This window comes from Streptomyces sp. NPDC060031 (genome assembly GCF_042736805.1).
Classification (GTDB): Bacteria; Actinomycetota; Actinomycetes; order Streptomycetales; family Streptomycetaceae; genus Streptomyces.
On the sequence record NZ_JBHWVM010000018.1, the window covers coordinates 35294 to 54805 of the forward strand.

Below are 19512 nucleotides of genomic sequence, written 5' to 3' on the forward strand. Positions count from 1 at the left end.
CAGGTCTCTCCGTCGCGGTGGCGTGTGCGGACTCCAGAGTAGGAGCGGCCGGCCGCCCTCCACTTCCCCCGAAGGAACGATCCGAACGCCATCGGCGGCGGGCCGTTTCCGGCGGGGTGCGCGGCCCGGCCGCACGGGCAGCCCCTTCGCGCCGGCACGCCCGACGGCTCAGCGGGCCGGCCGTGGGGGCCGGATCACGCGGCGGACGGATTCGACCACCGTCTCGCGGTGGCGGGCCAGCCGCTCCGGGGGCCAGGCGGCGTCCAGGCCGCCCGCCGCCACGCCGCCCACCATGCCCGTCCACGCCTGGGCCAGGGCCATCGCCAGCGTGAGCAGGTCCGCCGGATCGAGTGCGGGGTCGATCAGTCCCGCCGCCTGCGCCCGCTCCACCGCCGCGATCTTGCCCCGGTAGGACTCCGCCTCGGCGTCGGTGGTGCCGGGCCGCTCCAGCTGCTTCCACTGCACCAACCGCATCAGGTCCGGCCGCGCCACGAGATGGTCGAAGACCGCCCCCGCGTATCCCGGCAGGTCCTCGGCGTCGAAGGGCACCGACTCCGACCCCGTCTCCAGGGCGCGCTGGAGCACGGCGTCGAAGAGCTGCTCCTTGTTGCCGTAGTAGACGTAGATGAGCCGCTTGTTCGCCTGGGCGGTCTCCGCGATGCGGTCGACCCGCGCCCCGGCGATGCCGTACGCGGCGAACTCGGAGAACGCCGCGTCGAGGAGCCGTGCCTTCGTTGCGCTGGAATCCCGTGCCATGGCAGGCAGCCTAGCAAGTAACTATCTAGTTATTGACATCTGGCGCGCCCGTGCCGCAGACTCGAACTATCCAGTTAGTTACTTGCTTATGGAGGACATCATGGAGATGCGCGCACTGGGCAGCCAGGGACTGAAGGTCGGCGCCGAGGGCCTCGGCCTGATGGGCATGAGCGCCCACTACGGGGCCACCGACGAGACCGAGGCCCTCGCCACCATCGACCGCGCCCTGGAACTGGGCGTGACCCTGCTCGACACCGCCGAGGGCTACGGCCCCTTCCTCAACGAGCAGCTCCTCGGCAAGGCCCTCGCCGGCCGCCGCGACGCCGCCGTCATCGCTACGAAGACCGGCGTCGAGTTCACCGACGAGGGAGCCTTCCGCGGGCACAACGCCACCCCCGAGTACATCCGCCGCTCCGCGGACCGCTCCCTGCGCCACCTCGGCACCGACCACATCGACCTGTACTACCTCCATCGCGTCGACCCGAACGTGCCGATCGAGGAGAGCGTCGGCGCCATGGCCGAGCTGGTCGCTGCCGGCAAGGTCGGCCACATCGGGATCTGCGAGGCCGCCGCGGCCACCATCGCCCGAGCCCACGCCGTGCACCCGCTGGCCGCCGTACAGACCGAGTACAGCCTCTTCGAGCGCGGGATCGAGCACGACGGCGTACTGGACACCCTGCGCGAGCTCGGGATCGGTCTCGTCGCCTACTCCCCGCTCGGCCGCGGCTTCCTCTCCGGAGCCGTGACCAGCCCGGACGACTTCGCCGCCGACGACTTCCGCCGCACCGACCCCCGCTTCCAGGGCGAGAACTTCGCGCGCAACCTGGCCGTCGTCGACCGGGTCCGCCACCTCGCCGGGGAGAAGGGGGTCACCCCCTCGCAGCTCGCGCTCGCCTGGACCCTGCGCAGGGGCGCGGTCCCGATCCCCGGGACCAAGCGCCGCCGCTACCTGGAGGAGAACGTCGCCGCGACCGCGGTCGCGCTGACCGACGCCGACCTGGCGTCCATCGACGCCGTCGCGCCGCACGGCGTGGTCGCGGGGGACCGGTACGCGCCCGAGCTCATGACGTCACTGAACGGCTGAGCCCGACGTCCGGTCGTCGTGGGCCGTGCGGACGCATTCGATCAGGTAGTCGCCCTTCTCGGGATCCACGCTCACCCCGTGCGCCTCGCTGTGGAAGCCCGGGAAGACCCGGTCGAAGGCCTCCAGGGCCCGCAGGTACCGCAGCAGCGGCCCGTCCGGAGCGCCGGTGGACTCCCCGGGCATCAGTACGGGGATCCCCGGCGGGGTCACGGTCACCATCGCCGCGGCCACCCGCCCGGCCGCCTCGGCCAGCCGTACGCGCTCCGTACCGCCGCGGATCAGCAGCTGGTAGCAGTGGCGCGGCGGGGCCACCGGCTCCGGCAGCTCCTGGAAGGCCGCGTCGAGGGCGGTGATCAGCTCGGCGCGCGTCAGGTGCTCGTGCATCTCGCGGCACAGGGCGCCGAGGGTGGTACGGCCGTAACGGCGCGGGAACTGCTCGACCAGCCCCGGAAGGACCCGGTCCAGCGGGGCGTCCGCGTCGTGGAGGGCCTTGAAGTCCATGAGGGCGTCCATCAGGGTGCCCCACTTGCCCTTGGTGATGCCCATCGAGAAGAGGATCAGCGTGGTGTAGCTGTCGGTCTTCTCCACGACGATCCCGCGCGCCGCCAGGTAGGCGGTGAGGATCCGCGCCGGGATGCCCCAGTCGCCGGTCTCCCCGGTGGCCGTCACCCCGGGGCAGGTCAGGGTGACCTTGACCGGGTCCAGCAGGCAGTAGCCCTCGCTCAGCCCGGCGAAGCCGTGCCAGTCGGCGCCGGGCTCCAGGTGCCAGCAGGACGGCTCGCGGCTCAGCAGGGACGGCGCCGCATCCGCGAACGCGACGCGGGCCCCGGTCGCCGGGTCGGTGACCGACTCCGGCTGCCACACGCCGAAGAACCAGCCCGGCCGGTCCCCGGCGGCGGCGATGCGGCGCCCGGTGCGGACCACGGCCTGGCGGAACCGGATCGCCTCGGTCACCGCCTCGTCGATCAGCCACTGGCCCTGCGCGCCGTCCATCATCGCGGTGGCCACGTCCAGGGAGGCGATCGCCGGATACAGCGGCGAGGTGGTGCCGTGCATCATGAACGCCTCGTTGAACCGCTCGTGTTCGACCGGTGCCCGTGGCGCCGACCTGACGTGGACCATCGCGCACTGGGAGAGGGCGGCCAGCAGCTTGTGCGTGGACTGGGTCGCGAAGACCGTCGGCCGGCCCGGCCCACTGCCGTCGTCCGGGAAGGTGTGCGGCCCCACGGCCATGCCGTAGCGGCCCGTGTACAGCGGGTGGAAGCGGGCGTACGCGAACCAGGCCTCGTCGAAGTGCAGGCGCGGCGTGCTCGGCGCGAGGGCCCGCGCCGCCGCGACCGTGTCGTAACACAGGCCGTCGTAGGTGGAGTTGGTGACGACCGCGTACTGGGCCGCGGGGGAGAGCGCCCCGGCCGTGAGCGGGTTCGCGGCGATCGTCGCGGCCACCGCCGCCGGGTCGGTCACGGCGGGCGGAAGGGGGCCGGCGAGCCCGTAGCCGTTGCGGGTGGGCACCAGGTAGACGGGGCGGGCCCCGGAGATCACGAGCCCGTGCAGCACGGACTTGTGGCAGTTGCGGTCCACGAGCGCGATCTCGTCGCTCGTCACGCTGTAGTGGCCGACCATCCGGTCCGCGGTGGAGTCGCCGTGCAGGACGAAGTAGGTACGGTCGGAGCCGAAGACCCGGGCGGCGTTGCGCTCGGCCTCGCCGATCGGGCCGTTGTGCTCGAAGAGCGACCCGAGTTCGCCGACCGAGATCGACAGGTCGGTGCGGAACAGCCGCTCCCCGTAGTAGTCGAAGAACGCCCGCCCGGCCGGGGACTTGAGGAAGGCGACCCCGCCGGAGTGGGCGGGAGTGTGCCAGGAGTACTCGTGGGAGTCGTCGAACCTGCGCAGCGCCTTGAAGAACGGCGGCAGGAGGTCCCGGTGGTATCCGTGGGCCGCCGTCGCGACCCGGCCCGCGATGAACGACGGCGTGTCCTCCAGCGGCCAGATGTAGCCGATCACCGTCTCCGAGACCCACAGCGGCAGCCGCTCCAGGTCCTGGTCCGCGTCGTCGGTCATCACCAGGAAGACCGGCAGGTCCTTGAAACGGCGCCCGATGTGGCGCAGGACCTCCCCGCCGCCGCCCTCCTCGGCCGCGCCCCCCGCCGTGAGCGGCAGGTCCCAGGCGACCACGGCGGCCGCGACACCGGCCTCGGTCTGCAGAGCGGCCCGCGCGTCACGCGCACTCGGCGCCCAGCGAAGCTCCAGGCCCTTGTTCTCCAACTCCTTGCCGATGCGCCGCAGTTGCTCGGCGCTGACGCCGCCGCCCATCGGGTTCTCCCGCAGCACCAGCAGGACCGTGTCGTTCGCCATCTCTTCCGCTCCCCGAACCCAGGGGTACGGCCGCCCGTACCGGGCCCCAGTGTCCCGGCCCTCCGGGCACCCCCGCCGATCTTCGACGGGACTTCACCCGCAGGTGGGCGTGGCGGCGAGCGGCCGTGACGCGGTGGCCGCTGGATCCGGCGGAACTCAGCTCCGGGCCGGGGCCAGCACGACGAAGTCCGCGTTCGACGGGTCGAGGCAGAAGGCCAGCCGGCCGACGCCCTCGGCGTCCGCCGGCCCCATCTGTACGCTGCCACCGTTCTCGGTGACCCTGGCGACCGCGGCGTCACAGTCGGCGACGCCGAAGACCGGGTGCCAGTACGGCCGCCCGTCACCACTGACTTCGTCTCCCAGTAGGGACTCAGCGTGACACCGGCCGCTGACGCCCGCCCCTCGACCGCTCCCGCAACCGCTGCGCGCGTCGGCACCGGGGCCGGGGCCGGTGACCCGTCCGGTCCCGGCACTAGATGTATTGATCACGAGCGTTGTTGACACTCGGTAGGTCTTGAACATGGCGAAGACCTCCGGTGTGGTGGGAGCTGTCTAGGAACTCACCACACGGAGGTCTTCGTGTCCCACCGTAATGCCCGCCTGACGGTCTTCGGTAGGCGCCTGCTGGTCGAACGTGTCCGCTCGGGCCGCCCCGTCGCGCACGTCGCGGCCGAGATGGGCATATCGCGGGCCACCGCCCACAAATGGGTCCGCCGGTGGCGGGCCGAGGGCGAGGCGGGTCTTCACGACCGGTCCAGCCGGCCTCGCACGACGCCGCACCGGACCCCGGCCGACGTCGAGGCGAGGGTCTGTGACCTGCGCCGGACCCGCAAACTGGGGCCCGTCCGGATCGGGCCGATCCTGGGCCTGCCCGCCTCGACCGTCCACCGGATCCTGACCCGCCACGGCCTCAACCGGCTCGCCTGGCTCGACCGTCCGACCGGCACCGTGATCCGCCGCTACGAACGCGAGCGGCCCGGCGAACTGATCCACGTCGACGTGAAGAAACTCGGCCGGATCCCTGACGGCGGCGGCCACAAGGTCCTGGGCCGCCAGGCCGGCCGCGCCAACCGCTCCGCCATGGGCTTCGACTACGTCCACTCCGCCGTCGACGACCACTCCCGCCTCGCCTACAGCGAGATCCACCCCGACGAGAAAGTCGCGACCTGCGCGGCCTTCCTGACCCGCGCGGCCGCGTTCTTCCACGGCCAGGGCATCACCCGCATCGAACGGGTCCTGACCGACAACGCCTGGGCCTACCGCAAGGGCCTGGCCTGGAAAGCCGTCCTGGCCGACCTCGGCGCGGCCGGCAAGCTCACCCGCGCCTACCGCCCGCAGACCAACGGCAAAGTCGAACGCTTCAACCGCACCCTGCTGGACGAGTGGGCCTACCTGCGGCCCTACACCTCAAACGCCGAACGGACAGCAGCCCTGACAGACTTCCTCCACACCTACAACCACCACCGCTGCCACACCGCACTCGGCGGACACCCACCCATCAGCCGCGTAAACAACCCTGCGGGTCAATACAACTAGAGCGGGCTGGGGTTCCGCCGGGCCGTCGCCAGTGCCGCCTCCACATCGGCATGCACCTGGAAGAGGCGGTCCGCGCCCGTGACGTGGAACATGCGCTCGACCGGTGGGTGCAGGCCGACCAACTCGAGGCTGCCATCGGATTCCCCGGCCGTGAGGCGGCCGTGCAGCAGCACGTTCAATCCCGTGGAATCGCAGAAGTCCAGGCGGCTCAAGTCGACCAGGAGCCGCCCGCCGCCGTGCCATGCGGCGGCGTCAATGGCCTGCCGCAACGGTTCCACGGTGTCGTGGTCGAGCTCCCCGGCCAGCGCCAGAACCGTTGCCCCGGGGACGGACCTCGCCTCGACGGCGAATCTTGCCATGGCTCCTCCTGTCCGGGCGCGGCCCGGGGGCCCGTCACGATCGAGGGAGGTCGAACTCCTTCACGAGCGTGGCGCAGAACGCGTCGAGATCGTCGGGCTTGCGGCTGGTGATGAGCGTCGTGGGGGCCGCGCGGCACACCCGTACCTCCTCGTCGACCCAGGTGCCCCCCGCGTTGCGGATGTCGGTCGCCAGGCTGGGCCACGACGTCAGCGTCCTGCCGCGTACGACATCGGCCTCGACCAGGGTCCAGGGCGCGTGGCAGATCGCCGCGACCGGTTTGCCCGCCTCGAAGAAGCTCCGGACGAAGCCGACGGCCCGTCCGTCCGTGCGCAGGGCGTCCGGATTGGCGACGCCGCCGGGCAGCACGAGCGCGTCGAAGGCGTCCGAGGTGTCGCCGGCCAGTACGTGGTCGACGGGGAAGGTGTCCGCCTTGTCGAGATGGTGGAACGCCTGCACCCGTCCGGCCTGCGTCGATACGAGCTGCGCGCTCCAGCCGGCCGTCTCGACGGCCTTCCAGGGCGCGGTGAGCTCGACCTCCTCCACGCCCTCCGGAGCGGTCAGAAACGCGATGCGCATGGCGCTCACTCCCTTCGCCGGGGTGCAGGTCACCCCGGTGACCCGATGCGCCTTCCCCGACGGGCGGTCTTGAACCGGTGTGCGGCCGACTACGTGGCGGCGGCCCTGATTCACCCGCAGGACAACGTCCTGCTGACAGAGCCGTTGCGGCCGGAACACATCAAGCCCCGGCTGCCCTCGACACGCTGATCCGGGAACGCGGCGCTGACGTCCTCCTGGTCGTGGGACCGGGCACGGGCCACGGCGCACCCGCCGTGCACGCCGGCCCGCGGCTCGACCTCGCCGTCACCGTCCTCGGACACTTGGGGGCGCACTCCGGCAGGTCCCGCTTGACCGGCGCGCTTTTGTTTCCGTGCGCGCCGGGTAGGCGCTGCGCGTGAGCCATGTGACGGCGGCTTCCCCGTGGAGACGGGCCGTTACCTGCTGGTGGTCGGTCGTGCCTGCCGCCCGGCCCGGTGGCCCCCCGAGGAAGCCGTGCCGCCCGGACACACACCCCTGGACACGTGAGCACACGGAGAAGAGGAACCGTGAACGGCAACGAGCACGAGCACGACCACGAACGGGCATCGGAACGCGAACCGACGAGGCGGTTCGCGTCCGGGTTGCTGCCCGATGAGGGTGCCATGGTCGACGAACACGGCCGGGCGCCCGGAGTGCCGTCGCGCACGGGGACCGGATCCAGCGCACCGCCCGCCGACCCGAAGCGTGTCGAGCGGGCCGCCGCCGGGGCCGCCGGTCAGGATCGACGGCCCCGGCGACGGGACGGGTAGGGGACGGCTCGGGGCGGTCGTCCGCCACGAGCCGTCACCTACATGTCCTCCACGTCCTTCATGTCATCGCTCCCGCCCCGCTGCTCGCTCGCCCCGCCCTCCTTCGGGCTCACCCAGCGCCTGCGCCCCTTGCCGGGGTCCGGCGCCGCGCCGGGCCGGTCAAGGCGGCTCGCCTCGTCCGTGTCGGCGGCGGCCGTCCGTTCTTCGTCGCCGCGCGGGATGCCCTGCCCGGCTCGTGGTGAGCCGTGTCCGTCATGCGGAGGGACGCCTCCGGCGCCGCCCTGCTCGTCCATGGCTGCCTCCCTGTTCTCTGTCCTGTCTCGGTCGTGCGGGGTCTCTCCGTGGCGGCTGCCCCTGCGGGGACGCACGAAACCCGGAGGGCCGTCAGCAGGGAGAAACCGGGACGTATGTGAGGGGGGAGTACGGGTAGGTGCCCGTCCCGTCCCCCTGCAGGAGAGGAGCCCGCGCGATGTCACGTCGTACGCACACACAGGACCTTTCGGCGGCCAAGGCGGCGGGAAGCCGTGTCGTCGTCGTGGGGGCCACCGGAAACGTCGGGAGCAGCGTCGTGCGGGCCCTCTCGGAAGACCCCGCGGTGGGTTCCGTGCTGGGCCTGGCCCGTCGGCTCCCGGGGTGGCGCCCGGCCAAGACGCAGTGGCAGGCCGTGGACATCGCGCCGGGCGGCGCGGACCTCGTGGCGCTCTTCACCGGCGCGGACGCCGTCGTCCACCTCGCCTGGCAGTTCCAGCCCACCCACCACCCCGCCGAGACCTGGCGCACCAACGTCCTGGGTAGCCTGCGCGTCTTCGAGGCGGTGGCGGCCGCCGGCGTGCCCGTACTCGTCCACGCCTCCTCGGTCGGCGCGTACTCGCCCGGCCCCAAGGACCACAGGGTGGACGAGACGTGGCCCACGCACGGCTGGCCGCAGGCCGCGTACACCCGGGAGAAGGCCTATCTCGAACGGGTCCTCGACGCCTACGAGGGCAAGCACCCGGAGGTTCGCGTGGTGCGCATGCGGCCGGCCTTCCTCTTCAAACAAGCGTCCGCCTCGGAGCAACGACGGATCTTCGCGGGGCGACTGCTTCCCGGCCGCCTCGTGCGCCCCGGTCTCGTCCCCGCCGTTCCCGACCTGCCGGGGCTGCGTTTCCAGGCCCTGCACACCGACGACGCGGCCACCGCGTACCTGGCGGCCGTGGCGCTTCCGGTACGGGGGGCGTTCAATCTGGCGGCCGAACCGCCCCTGGACGCCGACGTCCTGGCCTCCCTGTTCGAGGCGCGGAGCCTGTCGATGCCCTCCGGCCCGGTGAGGGCGGCCCTCGCGGCGGCCTGGCGGCTGCACCTGGTCCCCGCCTCGCCGGACCTGTTCGACGCCGTCCTGCGCCTGCCGCTGATGGATTCCAGCCGGGCGCGCGAGGAACTGTCCTGGGAGCCCCTCCACACGTCCGTGGAGGCCGTCGGCGAGTTCCTCGCCGGGCTGCGGTCGGGGGCGGGCATGGACACCGTCCCGCTCGCCCCCGACCAGCCCCTGTCCCGGCGGCTGCGCGATGCCGCCGACCGTGCCGTCAGGGCTTGACCAGCACGTTCACGCCCGTCAAGGCCAGCGTGTTCACGCCCGTCAAGGACGGGAAGGCCGGTCGGGGTCGTCGGGGGTCTGCCAGGAGTCCTGCCGGGCGCGTGCCGGGGGGCTCTGATCCGTCGGCCGTGCTCCGGGGTCCTTGCGGGCTGCGGCGCGTCGGCTTCCGTACCAGAACGCCCCGAGCAGGAGGGCGACCACGACGACACCGGCCACGATCAAGAAGAGGGACGACGAACCGGAAGCCGCGAGCGGGAGAGAAGAGATCATGCCCCGCGCCTACCCCGGATCCCTCGCCTTGCACGTACCCGGGGCAGGACCGCCCGACGCCGCCGCCCTGGGCATGCGGCAGACCCACATGGCGGCCCGCGTCGTCCCGCGACGCAAGCCCCGTGGCCGAGGGCCGCGGCCGGTCCCGCCCAGGTGACGTCGTGGCGGACCGCGCCGCGCCGGGATGCGGATCGCCGGTCCGCTGCGGAAGATGGGCACCGTCCCCACCCGTCCCCGCCGTCAGGAGCCGATCACCATGCTGGAGCGCACGCTGCGCAAGGACCGCACCGAGGTGACCTTCATCCTCCCCGCCGACCGCCCGCCCGGGCCGGTCAGCGTCGTGGGCGACTTCAACGACTGGCAGCCCGGGGTCCACACCCTCGAGCCCCGCAAGGACGGCAAGCGGGCGGTCACGGTGGAACTCCCCAGCAAGGGCACTCACTCGTTCCGCTACCTGGCCGCCGGCGACTACTGGTTCAACGACGAGAGCGCAGGTGACCAGGACGGCCCCAACAGCCGCCTGCGCACCTGAAGGCCGCCTAAGCGGTGGGGCGGGCCGGGCTCGACACCGAGCCCGGGCGGACCACGAGCAGCCACTCGTCCCCGCGGGTCTCGACGCTGAAACCGGCGGCGCGGAAAGCCGCGGCGAGAGCGAGGCCGAAGGCGTGGCGCAGGCCGGGGAGGTCCCGGCGCCCGCCGGAGCGGGTACGGCGCGGGCCGCGCCGCCGGGAGGGCAGTTCCCGGAGCTCGCGCGGCATCCAGCCGACCATCACCCCGCGGGCGTGTTCGACCACGTGGACGCCTTCCGCCCCGAGGGCGCTCTCGCCGAAGCCGGCCTCAGCGAGTACGGCGCGCACCGCTGCCGGGAAGTCCTGCCCGTGATCGTCCACGGCGGAACTGTAAGGGGCGCTCGCAAGCACGTGCGTATGCGGGGCGCGGCGCCGGGTAGGAGCCGCGCGTGCGGCCGATGGATCAGCGAGTCGAAGTGAACCGCCTGCTGGCGGAGTCGGCCGGACGCCGGGAGGTGCAGGGACTGTGGCCGGAGCTTCGGCCCGCCTTCGACCGCAGGGCCCGGGAGGGGGCTCGCGCCCTGGGCCTCCCGGGGACACCCGAAGGGCTGGCCGAGCTCGTTCCCGAGGCCGACCTGCCCCGACTGGCGGCGGCTCTGGTCCGGACCCGGCTGACGCACGGAACCCCGGACCGGGGGCGGTCCGGGGCCTGAACGGGCGGGCCTGAAGGGGCGCGGTCGCTCCGGTTGCGCCTCACTCCCCGTCCGGCGCCTGGCCCTCCGGGGCCGACGCGAAGGCGATGCACTCCACGTCGATGCTGTCGGCGAGCTCGTCCAGTACTCCGGCCAGGCTGTCCACGGTCTCCCGGTCGACCGCCGGATCGGCGGCGTCCGCCGAGCGCAACCAGTCCACGGCGATCGTGCGCAGCAGGGCGGTGACCTGGTCGGCGGGAATCAAAGGCCCGCTCTGACCCCCCGGGATCAGCGGAATGGTGACCTGGATCATGGAACCGCCTCCCGGGGAGCCTGTGAGCGATGGGTCATCCGCGGAGCGCATACCCCGCATGGCACAGGCCAATCACCCGGCCGCGCTTACCCCGCACGAGGGAGGGTAGGCGCCCCGCGCAAGCACCGCTTCCAGCAGCGGGAGGATCCATGACCCGACGAGTGCACGAGGTGATGACCGGGAATCCGGTGACCGTCGAACAGCTCACCTCATTGGCGGAGGCCGCGCGGGTGATGCGGGACGCCGGCATCGGGGACGTGCTGGTCGTGGACCAGGGCCGGCTCCGCGGGATCCTCACGGACCGCGACATCGTCGTGCGCGGGCTGGCGGAGGACCGGGATCCCGCCGAGACGACCGTACGGGAGATCTGCACCGCCGAGCCGGTCACGGTCAGGCCGGGCGACCACGTCGACGAGGCCGTGGACCTCATGCGCCGGCACGCGCTGCGGCGCTTGCCCGTGGAGAACGAGGACGGCGGACTCGTCGGCATCGTCACCCTGGGTGACCTCGAGGTCGAACGGGACCCGGGATCCCCGCTCGCATCCATCGCGGCGGCGGAACCCCGCGCCTGACCCCATTGCGGCGGCGGAACCCGCGCCTGACCGGGCCCCGCCCCGGACCGGCGGCACGCCGTCAGTCCCCGGAGTCCGCCGTCGCGTCGGCCGTGGCATCGCTCAGCATGCCGGTCCGCAGGGTGGTCATGATGTGGCCCAGCAGCCGGGAGACGTGCATCTGGGAGATGCCGAGCCGGTCGCCGATCTCCCTCTGCGTGAGCTCCTCGCCGAAGCGCAGCGAGAGGAGCAGCCGGTCGCGCTCCGACAGCCCGGCCAGCAGCGGCTTGAGCGCCTCCAGGCATTCGATCCGGTCGTACGCGTCCTCCTCGACGCCCAGCGTCTGGCTGAGGGAGTGTCCTGCGGATTCCTCGTCGGCCGGTGTTTCGATGGAGCCCGCGGTATATCCGTTGGCGGCCATGAGGCCGTCCGTGAGCGCGCCGTCGCTGATGCCCAGCCGCCCGGCGAGTTCGTGTTCGGTGGGGCGGCGGCCGAGCTGCTGTTCCATGGCGTCGTGGGCCTTGGCGATGTCGAGCCGGAGCTCCTGGAGTCTTCGGGGTACCTTCACCGACCAGGTGCTGTCCCGGAAATACCGCTTGATCTCGCCCGAGATGGTGGGCAGGGCGAAGGTCGTGAACTCGACGCCGCGCTCGACGTCGTACCGGTTGATGGCCTTGATCAGGCCGACCGTGCCCACCTGGACGATGTCCTCCAGAGGGTCGCTGCGGTTGCGGAACCGGTGTGCGGCGTACTTCACGAGGCTGAGGTTGAGCTCGACGAGCGTATTGCGCACGTACGAGTACTCGGGGGTGCCCTCGGCGAGCGAGTTCAGCCGTCTGAACAGCGCGGTGGACAAGGTCCGTGCCTCGGCCGTGCCGACCGAGAGCGGATCGGCGGGCATGGCGTGGACGAGGGCTTCTGCTGCCGGGTGACTGGTGGGCATGGGGATCCTCCGACGGAGGGGTCCGGCGCCCCTTGCGGCGCGGCGGGACCGTCGTGGTGTTCGACGGTGTTATACCCACTTGTGCGCGGCATGACCCACCTACCCCACCCGTCACAGTGGACACGTCGACCCGGCCGGTGGTGCCGGGTGCCGGGCGCGGAATTCACCCTTTTGCGCGCGGATGGCACCGTTTGGTACTTCCTTGGCCGGGCAGGCGCCTTTCGACCTTGAAACGGGCCGACGAGGAGGCGCGCTGTGAGGGATCGCCCCACGTCCCGGGCGGGAGCCGGCGCTTCCCTGCCACACGACCACACACAGGCCATCCTGGAGATCACCAAACAGGTGGCGGCACTCCTCAAAGGCACCGGGAAGCCCTTCGCGCTCGCCGGGAGCGTGGCGGCGTTCGCGCACGGAGTGCCGGCCCACTTCCAGCACGACACGGACTTCTGCCTCCGCAGAGCCGACGCCGAGACGGCGGTGCACGCGCTGGAGGGCGGCGGCATCGAAATGCACGAGGCCTCGGAGGACTGGCTGCTCAAGGGCCGGGCCGGCGGCGAGGAGATCGACTTGATCTTCGAGCTCGCCCGGCGCCCGGTGAGCACGGAGCTGTTGGACCGTGCTGAACAGCGGTCGGTGGACTCCGTGTGGATGCCGGTCCTGGCGCCCACCGACCTCATGGACAGCCGCCTCGCGGCGCTCACCGAGCACTACTGCGACTTCGGCGACCTGCTCCCCATGGCCCGCGTGCTGCGCGAGCGCATCGACTGGCCGCAGCTCCACCGGGCCCACGGGGCGACTCCGCTGGCGGACGCCTTCCTCTACCTGCTCGAGCGGCTCGACGTCATCAAGCCCAGGGAGTCGACACCATGACGCACCTCGATCACGCCGGCCCCCTCCGCTACCGCATCGAACACCTGCGCGACCGTCTGGCGCGTGAGGAGATCTCCGAGCTCGGCGTACGGATCGAAATGCACGGCAGCTGCATCGTGCTGTGGGGCACCGTCACCACCCCGGCCTGCCGGGACGCGATCCTGCGCACCGCCGCGCAGGAGCTGGCCGACCTGCCCTGGCGGCAGGATCTCCAGGTCGGCGGTGTGCAGCCACCCGACCAGCGCCCCGAGGAGCTGTCGTGATCCGCGTCGCCGCCGTGGGTGACATCCACCTCGCACCGGGCGCCGAGGGGCTGCTGCGGCCCGCGTTCGAAACCCTCGGAACCTGCGCCGACCTGCTGCTCTTGGCCGGCGACCTGACCCGTCACGGGACGGAGGAGGAGGCCCGGGTGGTGGCCGGCGAAGTCGCGGGGCTGCCGGTACCGGTGATCGCCGTCCTCGGCAACCACGATTACCAGAGCGACCGCCAGGAAGCCGTCACCCGGGTGCTGTCCGAGGCGGACGTCAAAGTGCTGGAGGGGGACTGCGTCCAGTTCGACGTGGACGGCACGACGGTGGGCGTGGCCGGGACCAAGGGTTTCGGCGGCGGATTCGCCGGCCGCTGCGCCAGCGAATTCGGCGAACCCGAGATGAAGGCGTTCATCCAGTACACCCGCAGATGTGCGGACGGGCTCCTCCGCTCGCTGCGGGAACTCTCGGACAGGGACTGCGCGGTACGGATCGCCCTGACCCACTACGCGCCGGTCCCCGACACCCTGGCGGGCGAACCACCGGAGATCTACCCGTTCCTCGGCAGCTACCTGCTCGCCGAGGCCGTCGACGGGGCGGGAGCGGATCTCGCGATCCACGGCCACGCCCACCTGGGCACCGAGCACGGAATGACGGAGGGCGGGGTGAGGGTGCGAAACGTCGCCATGCCGGTGATCGGAAGCGCCTTCGCCCTCTACCACCTGAACCGACCACCGGCTTGAGCCGCCCGGGCCGGGGTAGGCGCAGGAGGTCACAGAAACCGGGAGGAGTTCCTCATGGCGACCTCACCAGCCGATCTGATCGGGTATCGGGTCGAAGCGTCCGACGGACACATCGGCTCGGTCGACAAGCACTCGGAGTACGTCGGCAAGCCGTTCATCGTGGTGGACACCGGCCCGTGGATCTTCGGTCGGCACGTGCTGGTTCCGACCAGCCTGGTGGCGCGGGTGGACACCGAGAACGAGACCGTGTTCGTCTCCGCCACGAAGGAGGAGATCAAGGACTCACCGGACTACGAGAGCGGACAGACCGACGAGGACGTGGCGTTCGTCCGCCTCACCGAGCAGTACTACACGAACGATCACATGTGAGGCTCGCCGTTTGGATGGCGGGTAGCGGAGGACCATCATGCAGGAGCCCGAATCCCCAGTACCAGCCCGACGATTGGCGCTGGGCGGCGCCATCGGTGCCGTCGCCCGCTGCCGGGATTTCACCCGCCAGGCGCTGAGCGAGTGGTACGGGGTGCCGAAGGACGTCGACGCGGAGGCCGGCGCCGACGACGTACTGCTCCTGGTGTCCGAGGTGGTCGCGAACGCATGCCTCCACGGCGGTGGGCCCAGATCGCTCCTGCTGCTGCGCACCCGTGACCGGCTGCGGATCGAGGTCACCGACAACAGTCCCGTCACGCCGTCCATGCGCGTCCGGGCCGAGCCGTCCCGGCCCGGCGGGCACGGCCTGCGCATCGTGGACCGGCTGGCCCGGGACTGGGGCTGGACAGCGGTGGAGGGCGGGAAGTGCGTGTGGCTGGAGGTCTCCTCTCCGCCCCGCCCGTGGGGCGCCGAGGAGCGGTACACGTCGCAGCGCGAGCCGGCCCCACCCCGCGGCACGGTGGATCTCGGTGAGGTCCCACACGAACGATTCCGACCGGATGCGGTAAGAGCTGCCGGCAGGCCCCACAGCCGTGGGCGACGGGGACCTGAGCACCCGGCTTCCCGACGATGCGGGCGCACCGCCCGGTGACCAGCTGTCGCTGATCACGGGAGACGCACGGACCCCGGGGCGGTCGCTGTACGCGATCGCCCCGGGGTGTGGATGTGCTGCGGGTGTTCAGCGCTTGGACCTCTTGAGGTGGTCCGCCGCCTTCTCCGTCGATTCCTGTGCCTTGCCGGTCATGCGTTCGGCCGCTCCTTCGGCTTCCATGCGCTTGTTGCCCATCGCGTCTCCGGCGGTCTCCTTGACCTTTCCCTTGACCTGCTTGGCCTTCGCCTTGGCCTTGCTCATGAGTGCTCCTCCGGGTCGTCATTCAGTGCGCCTTCCGATGGGCGGCGGCTGCCCAGGGCTCCGGGAAATATGCGTCGGAGTCGGAGTCGGAGTCGAATTCGGAGTCGGAGTCGGAGTCGACCGTCCTGACCTCGTGTGATCCTCTGAAGATTCCGTGGCCGGGGGGTAGGCCCAGGACTTTCGGGAAGCCGCCGTTTGTCGATCAACCACTGCCGTCCGCCCCGCGCGGATCGCATTCGACCGGAGGTGTGTCTGTGCCAAGTACAGCAATCACCGGAGGTGTCGCACCCGGAGGGCTCGTCACCCTGCCGGGCGTGTACCGGCCGCAGGCCGACACACGGCTGCTCGCCGAAGCCCTCTCCCACGAGGAGCTGGGTCCGACGACGGAGGTCATGGAGATCGGCACCGGCACCGGTGACCTCGCACTGCGCGCGGCGCACGCCGGGGCGCGGGTCACCGCGGTCGACGTTTCCTGGCCCGCGGTGGCAGCTGCCCGGCTCAACGCGCTCCGGCGGCGGCTGCCCCTGCGGGTGCTGCACGGCGACTTCGCCACCCGCGCCCGGGGCCGCCGCTTCGACCTCGTACTCGCCAATCCGCCGTACGTGCCGTCCCCGCAGGCCCGGCTGCCGTCCCGCGGCGCCGCCCGCGCCTGGGACGCCGGGCCGGACGGACGCGCGATCATCGACAGGATCTGTACGAGCGCACCGGCGCTGTTGCGGCCGGGCGGGACGTTGCTCATGGTGCACTCCGCGATGTGCGGAGCCACGGCCACCCTCGAGCTCCTGGGGCGGGCCGGCATGACGGCCCGGGTGACGGAACGTGCCCGGGTGCCGTGGGGGCCGGTGCTGCGGTCCCGGCGAGCCTGGCTGGTCGGCCAGGGTCTGGCCGACGCACACGGGGAGTGGGAAGAGCTGGTGATCATCCGTGCCCAGTACGCCTGAGAACCAGGTCCCGGGCCGGGACGGGGCCGCCGACGGGCCACGCAGGCCGGCGTGCCGGATGACCCTGGACCCGCAGGGTCCGCTCCTCGTCGAGGGCCCGGTGGAGATCCTCATGGAGGACGGGAGCGTCGCCCGGTCCGACCGCTTCATGGTGGCCGTGTGCACCTGCCGGCGCAGTCGGATCCACCCCTGGTGCGATACGAGCCACCGCCGCCACGAACGCCCCGCCCCGCCCGCCGACCGGCAGGACAGGAGCACCCGATGACCTCGCTCACAGGGAGTACGACGAGCACCGGCCCCCGCCTCGCCCGGCGTCGGGGCGCGCTGTCCGGCGCCGTCGTGGACGCGCTGCGCACCGGGCGCCCGCCCGCGCACACGCCGGGCGCCGTCCTCTCGGCGGACCCCTGGGGCGAGGACCTCCAGCTTGCCCTCTACCTCCTGTACGAGCTCCACTACAGGGGCTTCGAGGACGTCGACGACGAACGCGAATGGGACCCCGAACTGTTGGGCCTGCGCCAGGCGATGGAGACGAGATTCCTCCACGCCCTGCGCACCGACCTGTCCGCCGCCCCCCGGTCGGTCGAGGAGGCGTTCGCCCCCCTGCTCCTCGAACCGGCCGACCTCACGGGGAGCGTCAGCCACCACCTGGAAACCGCCGGTGAACTCTGGCAGTTGCGCGAGTACGCGGCCTTGCGCTCCCTCTACCACCTCAAGGAGGCCGACCCGCACGCCTGGGTCATCCCCAGGCTGACCGGACGGGCGAAGGCCGGCATGGTCGCGATCGAGTCGGACGAGTTCGGGGCCGGGCACGCCGCGGACATCCACGCCCAGCTCTTCGCCGACCTCATGGACGACCTCGGCCTGGACCACGGCTACGGCCGCTACCTCGACCACGCGCCCGCCCCCCTGCTCGCCACCGTCAACCTCATGTCCCTGCTCGGCCTGCACCGGGCCCTGAGGGGCGCGCTCGTCGGCCACTTCGCCTGCCTGGAGGTGACCTCCTCGCCCGGTTCGCGCCGCATGGCCGCGGCCATGCGGCGGTGCGGAGCGGGCCCCGCGGCCGAGCGCTTCTATACGGAACACGTCGAGGCCGACGCGGTGCACGAACAGGTCGTACGGCGTGAAGTGATCGGGGGCCTCCTCGCCGACGAGCCGGGGCTCGAGCCGGACATCGCCTTCGGCTGCGCCGCGACGGTCCTGCTGGAGGACCGGCTGGCCGACCACATTCGCGAGGCCTGGGAGAACGGGCGCTCCGCTCTGCGCACTCCCTTGCCGCACACGGCGTGAGGCGAGACGGGGCGGCCTCGCGGGCCGCGCGCTCGGCGGGCTTTCGAACAGGCCGGATTTCGCCGGTCGTCCGGGCGAACCCCCTGCCGGGCAAGATCACTGCATCGGGGAGTTGTACGCCGAGGACGGGGAGGACCAGTTCGACGGCTTCCACGTCGGGCGCTGCATGGTCGCCTGCCACCCCGACGCCCCGGACGCGCCCCGGCGCGCCTACCGCTACGCCATGGGGTACCTCGCCGAGGCGGTCTGGGCCCAGACGGCTGGACCACCTCGGCCCCATCGGGCGCGCCGACACCCTCGTGGACGCCGGCTGCGGCCGCGGCGGCTCGATGGTCATGGCCCACCAGCGGTCCGGATGCAAGGCCGGGGGCGTCACCCCCTCGGCGAAGCAGGCCGACTTCGCCAGCCGGCGTGCCCGCGCACTCGGCATCGAGGACCCTCCGCGAAGCTGCTGCTCGACGAGCCGACTGTCTACGATGTGGCGGACGGGGGAGCAGACGACCACTTCGCGGGTCAGACGAGGGGGGAGGCGCTCATGAGACGGCTGGGCGAGCTGGAGGCCGAGATCATGGACCGGCTGTGGCGGTGGGAGCGGGCGGTCACGGTCCGGGAGATCGTCGACGACATCAACAGGACCAGGCCGCTGGCCTACACCACGGTACTGACCGTGGCCGACGTGCTCTACCGCAAGGGCTGGCTCAGGCGCGGCAAGAGCGGCCGGGCGTGGACGTACGAACCGGTGCGCAGCCGCGCGGACTACACGGCCGGCCTGATGCGCGATGCCCTGGGCTGCGCGTCGGACCGTCCGGCGGCGCTGATGCGCTTCGTCGAGCACATGTCGCCGGAGGACGTGGGGTCGCTGGACGCGGCGCTGCGTTCCCTCGGGCGTCAGGCCGCGACGGACGAGGGCGCTGCTCCGGGGGACGGCGTCCGAGGGTGAACCATCACGTCCTCCCGCCGCTGATCACGGCGGTGTGTACCGGCCTGCTGTGTCCGGGCCTGCTGGCCCGGGCGCGGTGGGTCGGGCAGGCGCCCCGACTGGCCGTCGCCGCCTGGGGCGTGCTCGCGGCCGCCTTCACCGCCGCGGTCGCGTTCGGCGTGATGCTGCTGGTCCTGCCGTACGAGCACGCCCACGGGATGGCCCACCACGCGGCGGCCTGCCTGCCCCGTGACGGGCAGGACTGCTCGATGGCGGCCGCCGCCGTGGACCGGTGGGCGCTGGCGGCGGCCGCCGCCGTACTCGCGCTGCCCGTCGCCGCCTTCTGCCGTGAACTCCTGAGCGCCCGGCGGCGGCGCGCCCGGCACGCGCACGGGCTCCGGCTCATCGGCAGGACCGACACCGGGCTGCGGGCCACCGTGGTCCCGCACGGCGAGCCGGCCGTGTACTGCCTGCCCGGACGGTCGGCGCAGATCGTCGTGACCACCGGCGCCATGGACATCCTCAGCGCGGCGCAACTGGCCGCCGCCCTGCGGCACGAGCGGGCGCACATCGCAGGCCGCCACCACGTGGTGATCGGCGCCGTCGAGGCCTTCGGCCGGATCTTCCGCGGCCTGCCGCTGGCCCGGCTGGCCGGCTCGCAGGTGCCGCTCATGCTCGAAATGGCCGCTGACGACCGCGCGTTGCGCCACTGCGCGCGTGACGTGCTGGCCACCGCGCTCTACTCGATGGCGGCCGCGCGGGTGACGGACCGGTCCGCCTTCGCGGCCGGGGGACCCTCCGTGGCCATCCGCATCGCACGCATCCTCGACCGGCGCGGCGCGGGCCACCCGGCCCTGAAGGGCCTGTTCTGGATGGGCGCCGTCGCCTGCGTGATGCTGCCGGTCGCCACCACCTGCTGCCTGATCCTCCCCTGACC

At 72.3% G+C, this 19512-nt stretch carries 27 protein-coding genes and 1 pseudogene; 17 read left to right on the forward strand and 11 right to left on the reverse strand.

Going from position 1 to position 19512, the window contains the following annotated elements; translation table 11 throughout:
• Window positions 1–168: 168 nt before the first annotated feature.
• Window positions 169–756 carry a TetR family transcriptional regulator gene (locus ACFWB8_RS10830; RefSeq protein WP_385224429.1) on the reverse strand — a complete coding sequence of 196 codons (588 nt, stop codon included), beginning with the start codon at window positions 754–756 and terminating at the stop codon, window positions 169–171.
• A gap of 100 nt (window positions 757–856) precedes the next feature.
• On the opposite strand from ACFWB8_RS10830, the gene ACFWB8_RS10835 reads away from it, so the two are divergent.
• Window positions 857–1840 (forward strand): aldo/keto reductase, encoded by a 984-nt coding sequence (locus tag ACFWB8_RS10835; RefSeq protein WP_385224431.1) that lies wholly within the window; start codon window positions 857–859, stop codon window positions 1838–1840.
• On the opposite strand, the gene ACFWB8_RS10840 is transcribed toward ACFWB8_RS10835, so the two are convergent.
• Both ACFWB8_RS10840 and ACFWB8_RS10845 read right to left on the reverse strand, forming a co-directional pair.
• Window positions 1826–4195 carry an Orn/Lys/Arg decarboxylase N-terminal domain-containing protein gene (locus ACFWB8_RS10840; RefSeq protein ID WP_385224433.1) on the reverse strand — a complete coding sequence of 790 codons (2370 nt, stop codon included), beginning with the start codon at window positions 4193–4195 and terminating at the stop codon, window positions 1826–1828. The two genes, ACFWB8_RS10835 and ACFWB8_RS10840, sit on opposite strands and share 15 nt — an antisense overlap.
• Before the next feature lie 156 nt (window positions 4196–4351).
• Entirely contained in the window at window positions 4352–4717 is a 366-nt protein-coding gene (locus ACFWB8_RS10845) for a VOC family protein (protein ID WP_385224435.1), read from the reverse strand.
• Between the two features lie 57 nt (window positions 4718–4774).
• Between ACFWB8_RS10845 and ACFWB8_RS10850 the strand changes: the two genes are divergently transcribed.
• Window positions 4775–5731, forward strand: coding sequence for an IS481 family transposase (locus ACFWB8_RS10850; protein WP_385224438.1), 957 nt, complete (start codon window positions 4775–4777; stop codon window positions 5729–5731).
• On the opposite strand, the gene ACFWB8_RS10855 is transcribed toward ACFWB8_RS10850, so the two are convergent.
• The 3 genes from ACFWB8_RS10855 to ACFWB8_RS10865 all read right to left on the reverse strand — a co-directional run bounded on the left by ACFWB8_RS10855 (window position 5728) and on the right by ACFWB8_RS10865 (window position 7730).
• Entirely contained in the window at window positions 5728–6090 is a 363-nt protein-coding gene (locus ACFWB8_RS10855; protein ID WP_385224440.1) for an STAS domain-containing protein, read from the reverse strand. The two genes, ACFWB8_RS10850 and ACFWB8_RS10855, sit on opposite strands and share 4 nt — an antisense overlap.
• Before the next feature lie 34 nt (window positions 6091–6124).
• Window positions 6125–6667: a type 1 glutamine amidotransferase domain-containing protein gene (locus ACFWB8_RS10860; protein WP_385224442.1), complete on the reverse strand. Its 543-nt coding sequence runs from the start codon at window positions 6665–6667 to the stop codon at window positions 6125–6127.
• An 808-nt stretch (window positions 6668–7475) separates the two neighbouring features.
• A complete protein-coding gene (locus tag ACFWB8_RS10865) occupies window positions 7476–7730 on the reverse strand; it encodes a hypothetical protein (RefSeq protein ID WP_385224444.1) in 255 nt (84 codons plus the stop codon).
• A 176-nt stretch (window positions 7731–7906) separates the two neighbouring features.
• Here ACFWB8_RS10865 and ACFWB8_RS10870 point away from each other — a divergent pair, with 176 nt between their 5' ends.
• A complete protein-coding gene (locus ACFWB8_RS10870) occupies window positions 7907–9010 on the forward strand; it encodes an NAD-dependent epimerase/dehydratase family protein (RefSeq protein ID WP_385224446.1) in 1104 nt (367 codons plus the stop codon).
• Between the two features lie 42 nt (window positions 9011–9052).
• On the opposite strand, the gene ACFWB8_RS10875 is transcribed toward ACFWB8_RS10870, so the two are convergent.
• Window positions 9053–9280, reverse strand: a complete 228-nt coding sequence (locus ACFWB8_RS10875; protein ID WP_385224448.1) for a DUF6479 family protein — start codon at window positions 9278–9280, stop codon at window positions 9053–9055.
• Between the two features lie 256 nt (window positions 9281–9536).
• On the opposite strand from ACFWB8_RS10875, the gene ACFWB8_RS10880 reads away from it, so the two are divergent.
• A complete protein-coding gene (locus ACFWB8_RS10880) occupies window positions 9537–9812 on the forward strand; it encodes an isoamylase early set domain-containing protein (protein WP_385224535.1) in 276 nt (91 codons plus the stop codon).
• Window positions 9813–9819: 7 nt separating this feature from the next.
• On the opposite strand, the gene ACFWB8_RS10885 is transcribed toward ACFWB8_RS10880, so the two are convergent.
• Complete coding sequence (locus ACFWB8_RS10885; protein WP_385224450.1) at window positions 9820–10170, reverse strand: hypothetical protein; 351 nt, start codon at window positions 10168–10170, stop codon at window positions 9820–9822.
• 68 nt (window positions 10171–10238) lie between these two features.
• Between ACFWB8_RS10885 and ACFWB8_RS10890 the strand changes: the two genes are divergently transcribed.
• Window positions 10239–10502 (forward strand): hypothetical protein, encoded by a 264-nt coding sequence (locus ACFWB8_RS10890; RefSeq protein ID WP_385224452.1) that lies wholly within the window; start codon window positions 10239–10241, stop codon window positions 10500–10502.
• 40 nt (window positions 10503–10542) lie between these two features.
• On the opposite strand, the gene ACFWB8_RS10895 is transcribed toward ACFWB8_RS10890, so the two are convergent.
• Window positions 10543–10794 carry a DUF6213 family protein gene (locus ACFWB8_RS10895; RefSeq protein WP_385224454.1) on the reverse strand — a complete coding sequence of 84 codons (252 nt, stop codon included), beginning with the start codon at window positions 10792–10794 and terminating at the stop codon, window positions 10543–10545.
• Between the two features lie 149 nt (window positions 10795–10943).
• Here ACFWB8_RS10895 and ACFWB8_RS10900 point away from each other — a divergent pair, with 149 nt between their 5' ends.
• Window positions 10944–11366, forward strand: a complete 423-nt coding sequence (locus ACFWB8_RS10900) for a CBS domain-containing protein (protein ID WP_385224457.1) — start codon at window positions 10944–10946, stop codon at window positions 11364–11366.
• A 61-nt stretch (window positions 11367–11427) separates the two neighbouring features.
• Here the strand turns inward: ACFWB8_RS10900 and ACFWB8_RS10905 are convergent, their stop codons facing one another.
• Window positions 11428–12288 carry a SigB/SigF/SigG family RNA polymerase sigma factor gene (locus ACFWB8_RS10905; protein WP_385224459.1) on the reverse strand — a complete coding sequence of 287 codons (861 nt, stop codon included), beginning with the start codon at window positions 12286–12288 and terminating at the stop codon, window positions 11428–11430.
• Window positions 12289–12543: 255 nt separating this feature from the next.
• Between ACFWB8_RS10905 and ACFWB8_RS10910 the strand changes: the two genes are divergently transcribed.
• Genes ACFWB8_RS10910 through ACFWB8_RS10930 form a run of 5 tightly spaced genes read left to right on the forward strand, consistent with a single transcriptional unit; the run spans window position 12544 to window position 15167 of the window.
• On the forward strand, window positions 12544–13158 hold the full coding sequence (locus ACFWB8_RS10910; protein ID WP_385224461.1) for a hypothetical protein: 615 nt from the start codon (window positions 12544–12546) through the stop codon (window positions 13156–13158).
• Window positions 13155–13421, forward strand: coding sequence for a hypothetical protein (locus ACFWB8_RS10915; protein ID WP_385224463.1), 267 nt, complete (start codon window positions 13155–13157; stop codon window positions 13419–13421). The genes ACFWB8_RS10910 and ACFWB8_RS10915 overlap by 4 nt, the downstream gene beginning before the upstream one ends.
• On the forward strand, window positions 13418–14149 hold the full coding sequence (locus ACFWB8_RS10920; RefSeq protein WP_385224465.1) for a metallophosphoesterase: 732 nt from the start codon (window positions 13418–13420) through the stop codon (window positions 14147–14149). The genes ACFWB8_RS10915 and ACFWB8_RS10920 overlap by 4 nt, the downstream gene beginning before the upstream one ends.
• A gap of 54 nt (window positions 14150–14203) precedes the next feature.
• Window positions 14204–14518 carry a PRC-barrel domain containing protein gene (locus ACFWB8_RS10925; protein WP_385224467.1) on the forward strand — a complete coding sequence of 105 codons (315 nt, stop codon included), beginning with the start codon at window positions 14204–14206 and terminating at the stop codon, window positions 14516–14518.
• Between the two features lie 37 nt (window positions 14519–14555).
• On the forward strand, window positions 14556–15167 hold the full coding sequence (locus ACFWB8_RS10930) for an ATP-binding protein (RefSeq protein WP_385224469.1): 612 nt from the start codon (window positions 14556–14558) through the stop codon (window positions 15165–15167).
• A gap of 87 nt (window positions 15168–15254) precedes the next feature.
• Here the strand turns inward: ACFWB8_RS10930 and ACFWB8_RS10935 are convergent, their stop codons facing one another.
• A complete protein-coding gene (locus tag ACFWB8_RS10935) occupies window positions 15255–15428 on the reverse strand; it encodes a CsbD family protein (RefSeq protein ID WP_385224471.1) in 174 nt (57 codons plus the stop codon).
• 254 nt (window positions 15429–15682) lie between these two features.
• Between ACFWB8_RS10935 and ACFWB8_RS10940 the strand changes: the two genes are divergently transcribed.
• From ACFWB8_RS10940 to ACFWB8_RS10965, 6 genes and pseudogenes are all read left to right on the forward strand, one after another.
• Window positions 15683–16369, forward strand: a complete 687-nt coding sequence (locus tag ACFWB8_RS10940; RefSeq protein ID WP_385224473.1) for a HemK2/MTQ2 family protein methyltransferase — start codon at window positions 15683–15685, stop codon at window positions 16367–16369.
• Window positions 16353–16634: a CDGSH iron-sulfur domain-containing protein gene (locus ACFWB8_RS10945; RefSeq protein ID WP_385224475.1), complete on the forward strand. Its 282-nt coding sequence runs from the start codon at window positions 16353–16355 to the stop codon at window positions 16632–16634. The genes ACFWB8_RS10940 and ACFWB8_RS10945 overlap by 17 nt, the downstream gene beginning before the upstream one ends.
• Window positions 16631–17656, forward strand: coding sequence for an iron-containing redox enzyme family protein (locus ACFWB8_RS10950; protein ID WP_385224477.1), 1026 nt, complete (start codon window positions 16631–16633; stop codon window positions 17654–17656). Before ACFWB8_RS10945 ends, ACFWB8_RS10950 begins: the two co-directional genes overlap by 4 nt.
• Window positions 17657–17916: 260 nt before the next feature.
• A pseudogene (locus tag ACFWB8_RS10955) lies at window positions 17917–18147 on the forward strand (SAM-dependent methyltransferase); the annotation flags it as partial.
• A 44-nt stretch (window positions 18148–18191) separates the two neighbouring features.
• On the forward strand, window positions 18192–18596 hold the full coding sequence (locus ACFWB8_RS10960) for a BlaI/MecI/CopY family transcriptional regulator (RefSeq protein ID WP_385224537.1): 405 nt from the start codon (window positions 18192–18194) through the stop codon (window positions 18594–18596).
• Complete coding sequence (locus ACFWB8_RS10965; protein ID WP_385224479.1) at window positions 18593–19510, forward strand: M56 family metallopeptidase; 918 nt, start codon at window positions 18593–18595, stop codon at window positions 19508–19510. Before ACFWB8_RS10960 ends, ACFWB8_RS10965 begins: the two co-directional genes overlap by 4 nt.
• The last annotated feature ends 2 nt before the right edge of the window (window positions 19511–19512 follow it).

Bases quoted from the DNA above. Each gene is read 5' to 3' on its own strand.
- ACFWB8_RS10870 (WP_385224446.1), top strand. From the start codon at position 7,907: ATGTCACGTCGTACGCACACACAGGACCTTTCGGCGGCCAAGGCGGCG.
- ACFWB8_RS10840 (WP_385224433.1), bottom strand. From the start codon at position 4,195: ATGGCGAACGACACGGTCCTGCTGGTGCTGCGGGAGAACCCGATGGGC.
- ACFWB8_RS10930 (WP_385224469.1), top strand. From the start codon at position 14,556: ATGCAGGAGCCCGAATCCCCAGTACCAGCCCGACGATTGGCGCTGGGC.
- ACFWB8_RS10845 (WP_385224435.1), bottom strand. From the start codon at position 4,717: ATGTTCAAGACCTACCGAGTGTCAACAACGCTCGTGATCAATACATCT.
- ACFWB8_RS10900 (WP_385224457.1), top strand. From the start codon at position 10,944: ATGACCCGACGAGTGCACGAGGTGATGACCGGGAATCCGGTGACCGTC.
- ACFWB8_RS10935 (WP_385224471.1), bottom strand. From the start codon at position 15,428: ATGAGCAAGGCCAAGGCGAAGGCCAAGCAGGTCAAGGGAAAGGTCAAG.
- ACFWB8_RS10855 (WP_385224440.1), bottom strand. From the start codon at position 6,090: ATGGCAAGATTCGCCGTCGAGGCGAGGTCCGTCCCCGGGGCAACGGTT.
- ACFWB8_RS10915 (WP_385224463.1), top strand. From the start codon at position 13,155: ATGACGCACCTCGATCACGCCGGCCCCCTCCGCTACCGCATCGAACAC.
- ACFWB8_RS10950 (WP_385224477.1), top strand. From the start codon at position 16,631: ATGACCTCGCTCACAGGGAGTACGACGAGCACCGGCCCCCGCCTCGCC.
- ACFWB8_RS10880 (WP_385224535.1), top strand. From the start codon at position 9,537: ATGCTGGAGCGCACGCTGCGCAAGGACCGCACCGAGGTGACCTTCATC.
- ACFWB8_RS10860 (WP_385224442.1), bottom strand. From the start codon at position 6,667: ATGCGCATCGCGTTTCTGACCGCTCCGGAGGGCGTGGAGGAGGTCGAG.
- ACFWB8_RS10960 (WP_385224537.1), top strand. From the start codon at position 18,192: ATGAGACGGCTGGGCGAGCTGGAGGCCGAGATCATGGACCGGCTGTGG.
- ACFWB8_RS10830 (WP_385224429.1), bottom strand. From the start codon at position 756: ATGGCACGGGATTCCAGCGCAACGAAGGCACGGCTCCTCGACGCGGCG.
- ACFWB8_RS10925 (WP_385224467.1), top strand. From the start codon at position 14,204: ATGGCGACCTCACCAGCCGATCTGATCGGGTATCGGGTCGAAGCGTCC.
- ACFWB8_RS10835 (WP_385224431.1), top strand. From the start codon at position 857: ATGGAGATGCGCGCACTGGGCAGCCAGGGACTGAAGGTCGGCGCCGAG.
- ACFWB8_RS10865 (WP_385224444.1), bottom strand. From the start codon at position 7,730: ATGGACGAGCAGGGCGGCGCCGGAGGCGTCCCTCCGCATGACGGACAC.
- ACFWB8_RS10895 (WP_385224454.1), bottom strand. From the start codon at position 10,794: ATGATCCAGGTCACCATTCCGCTGATCCCGGGGGGTCAGAGCGGGCCT.
- ACFWB8_RS10875 (WP_385224448.1), bottom strand. From the start codon at position 9,280: ATGATCTCTTCTCTCCCGCTCGCGGCTTCCGGTTCGTCGTCCCTCTTC.
- ACFWB8_RS10905 (WP_385224459.1), bottom strand. From the start codon at position 12,288: ATGCCCACCAGTCACCCGGCAGCAGAAGCCCTCGTCCACGCCATGCCC.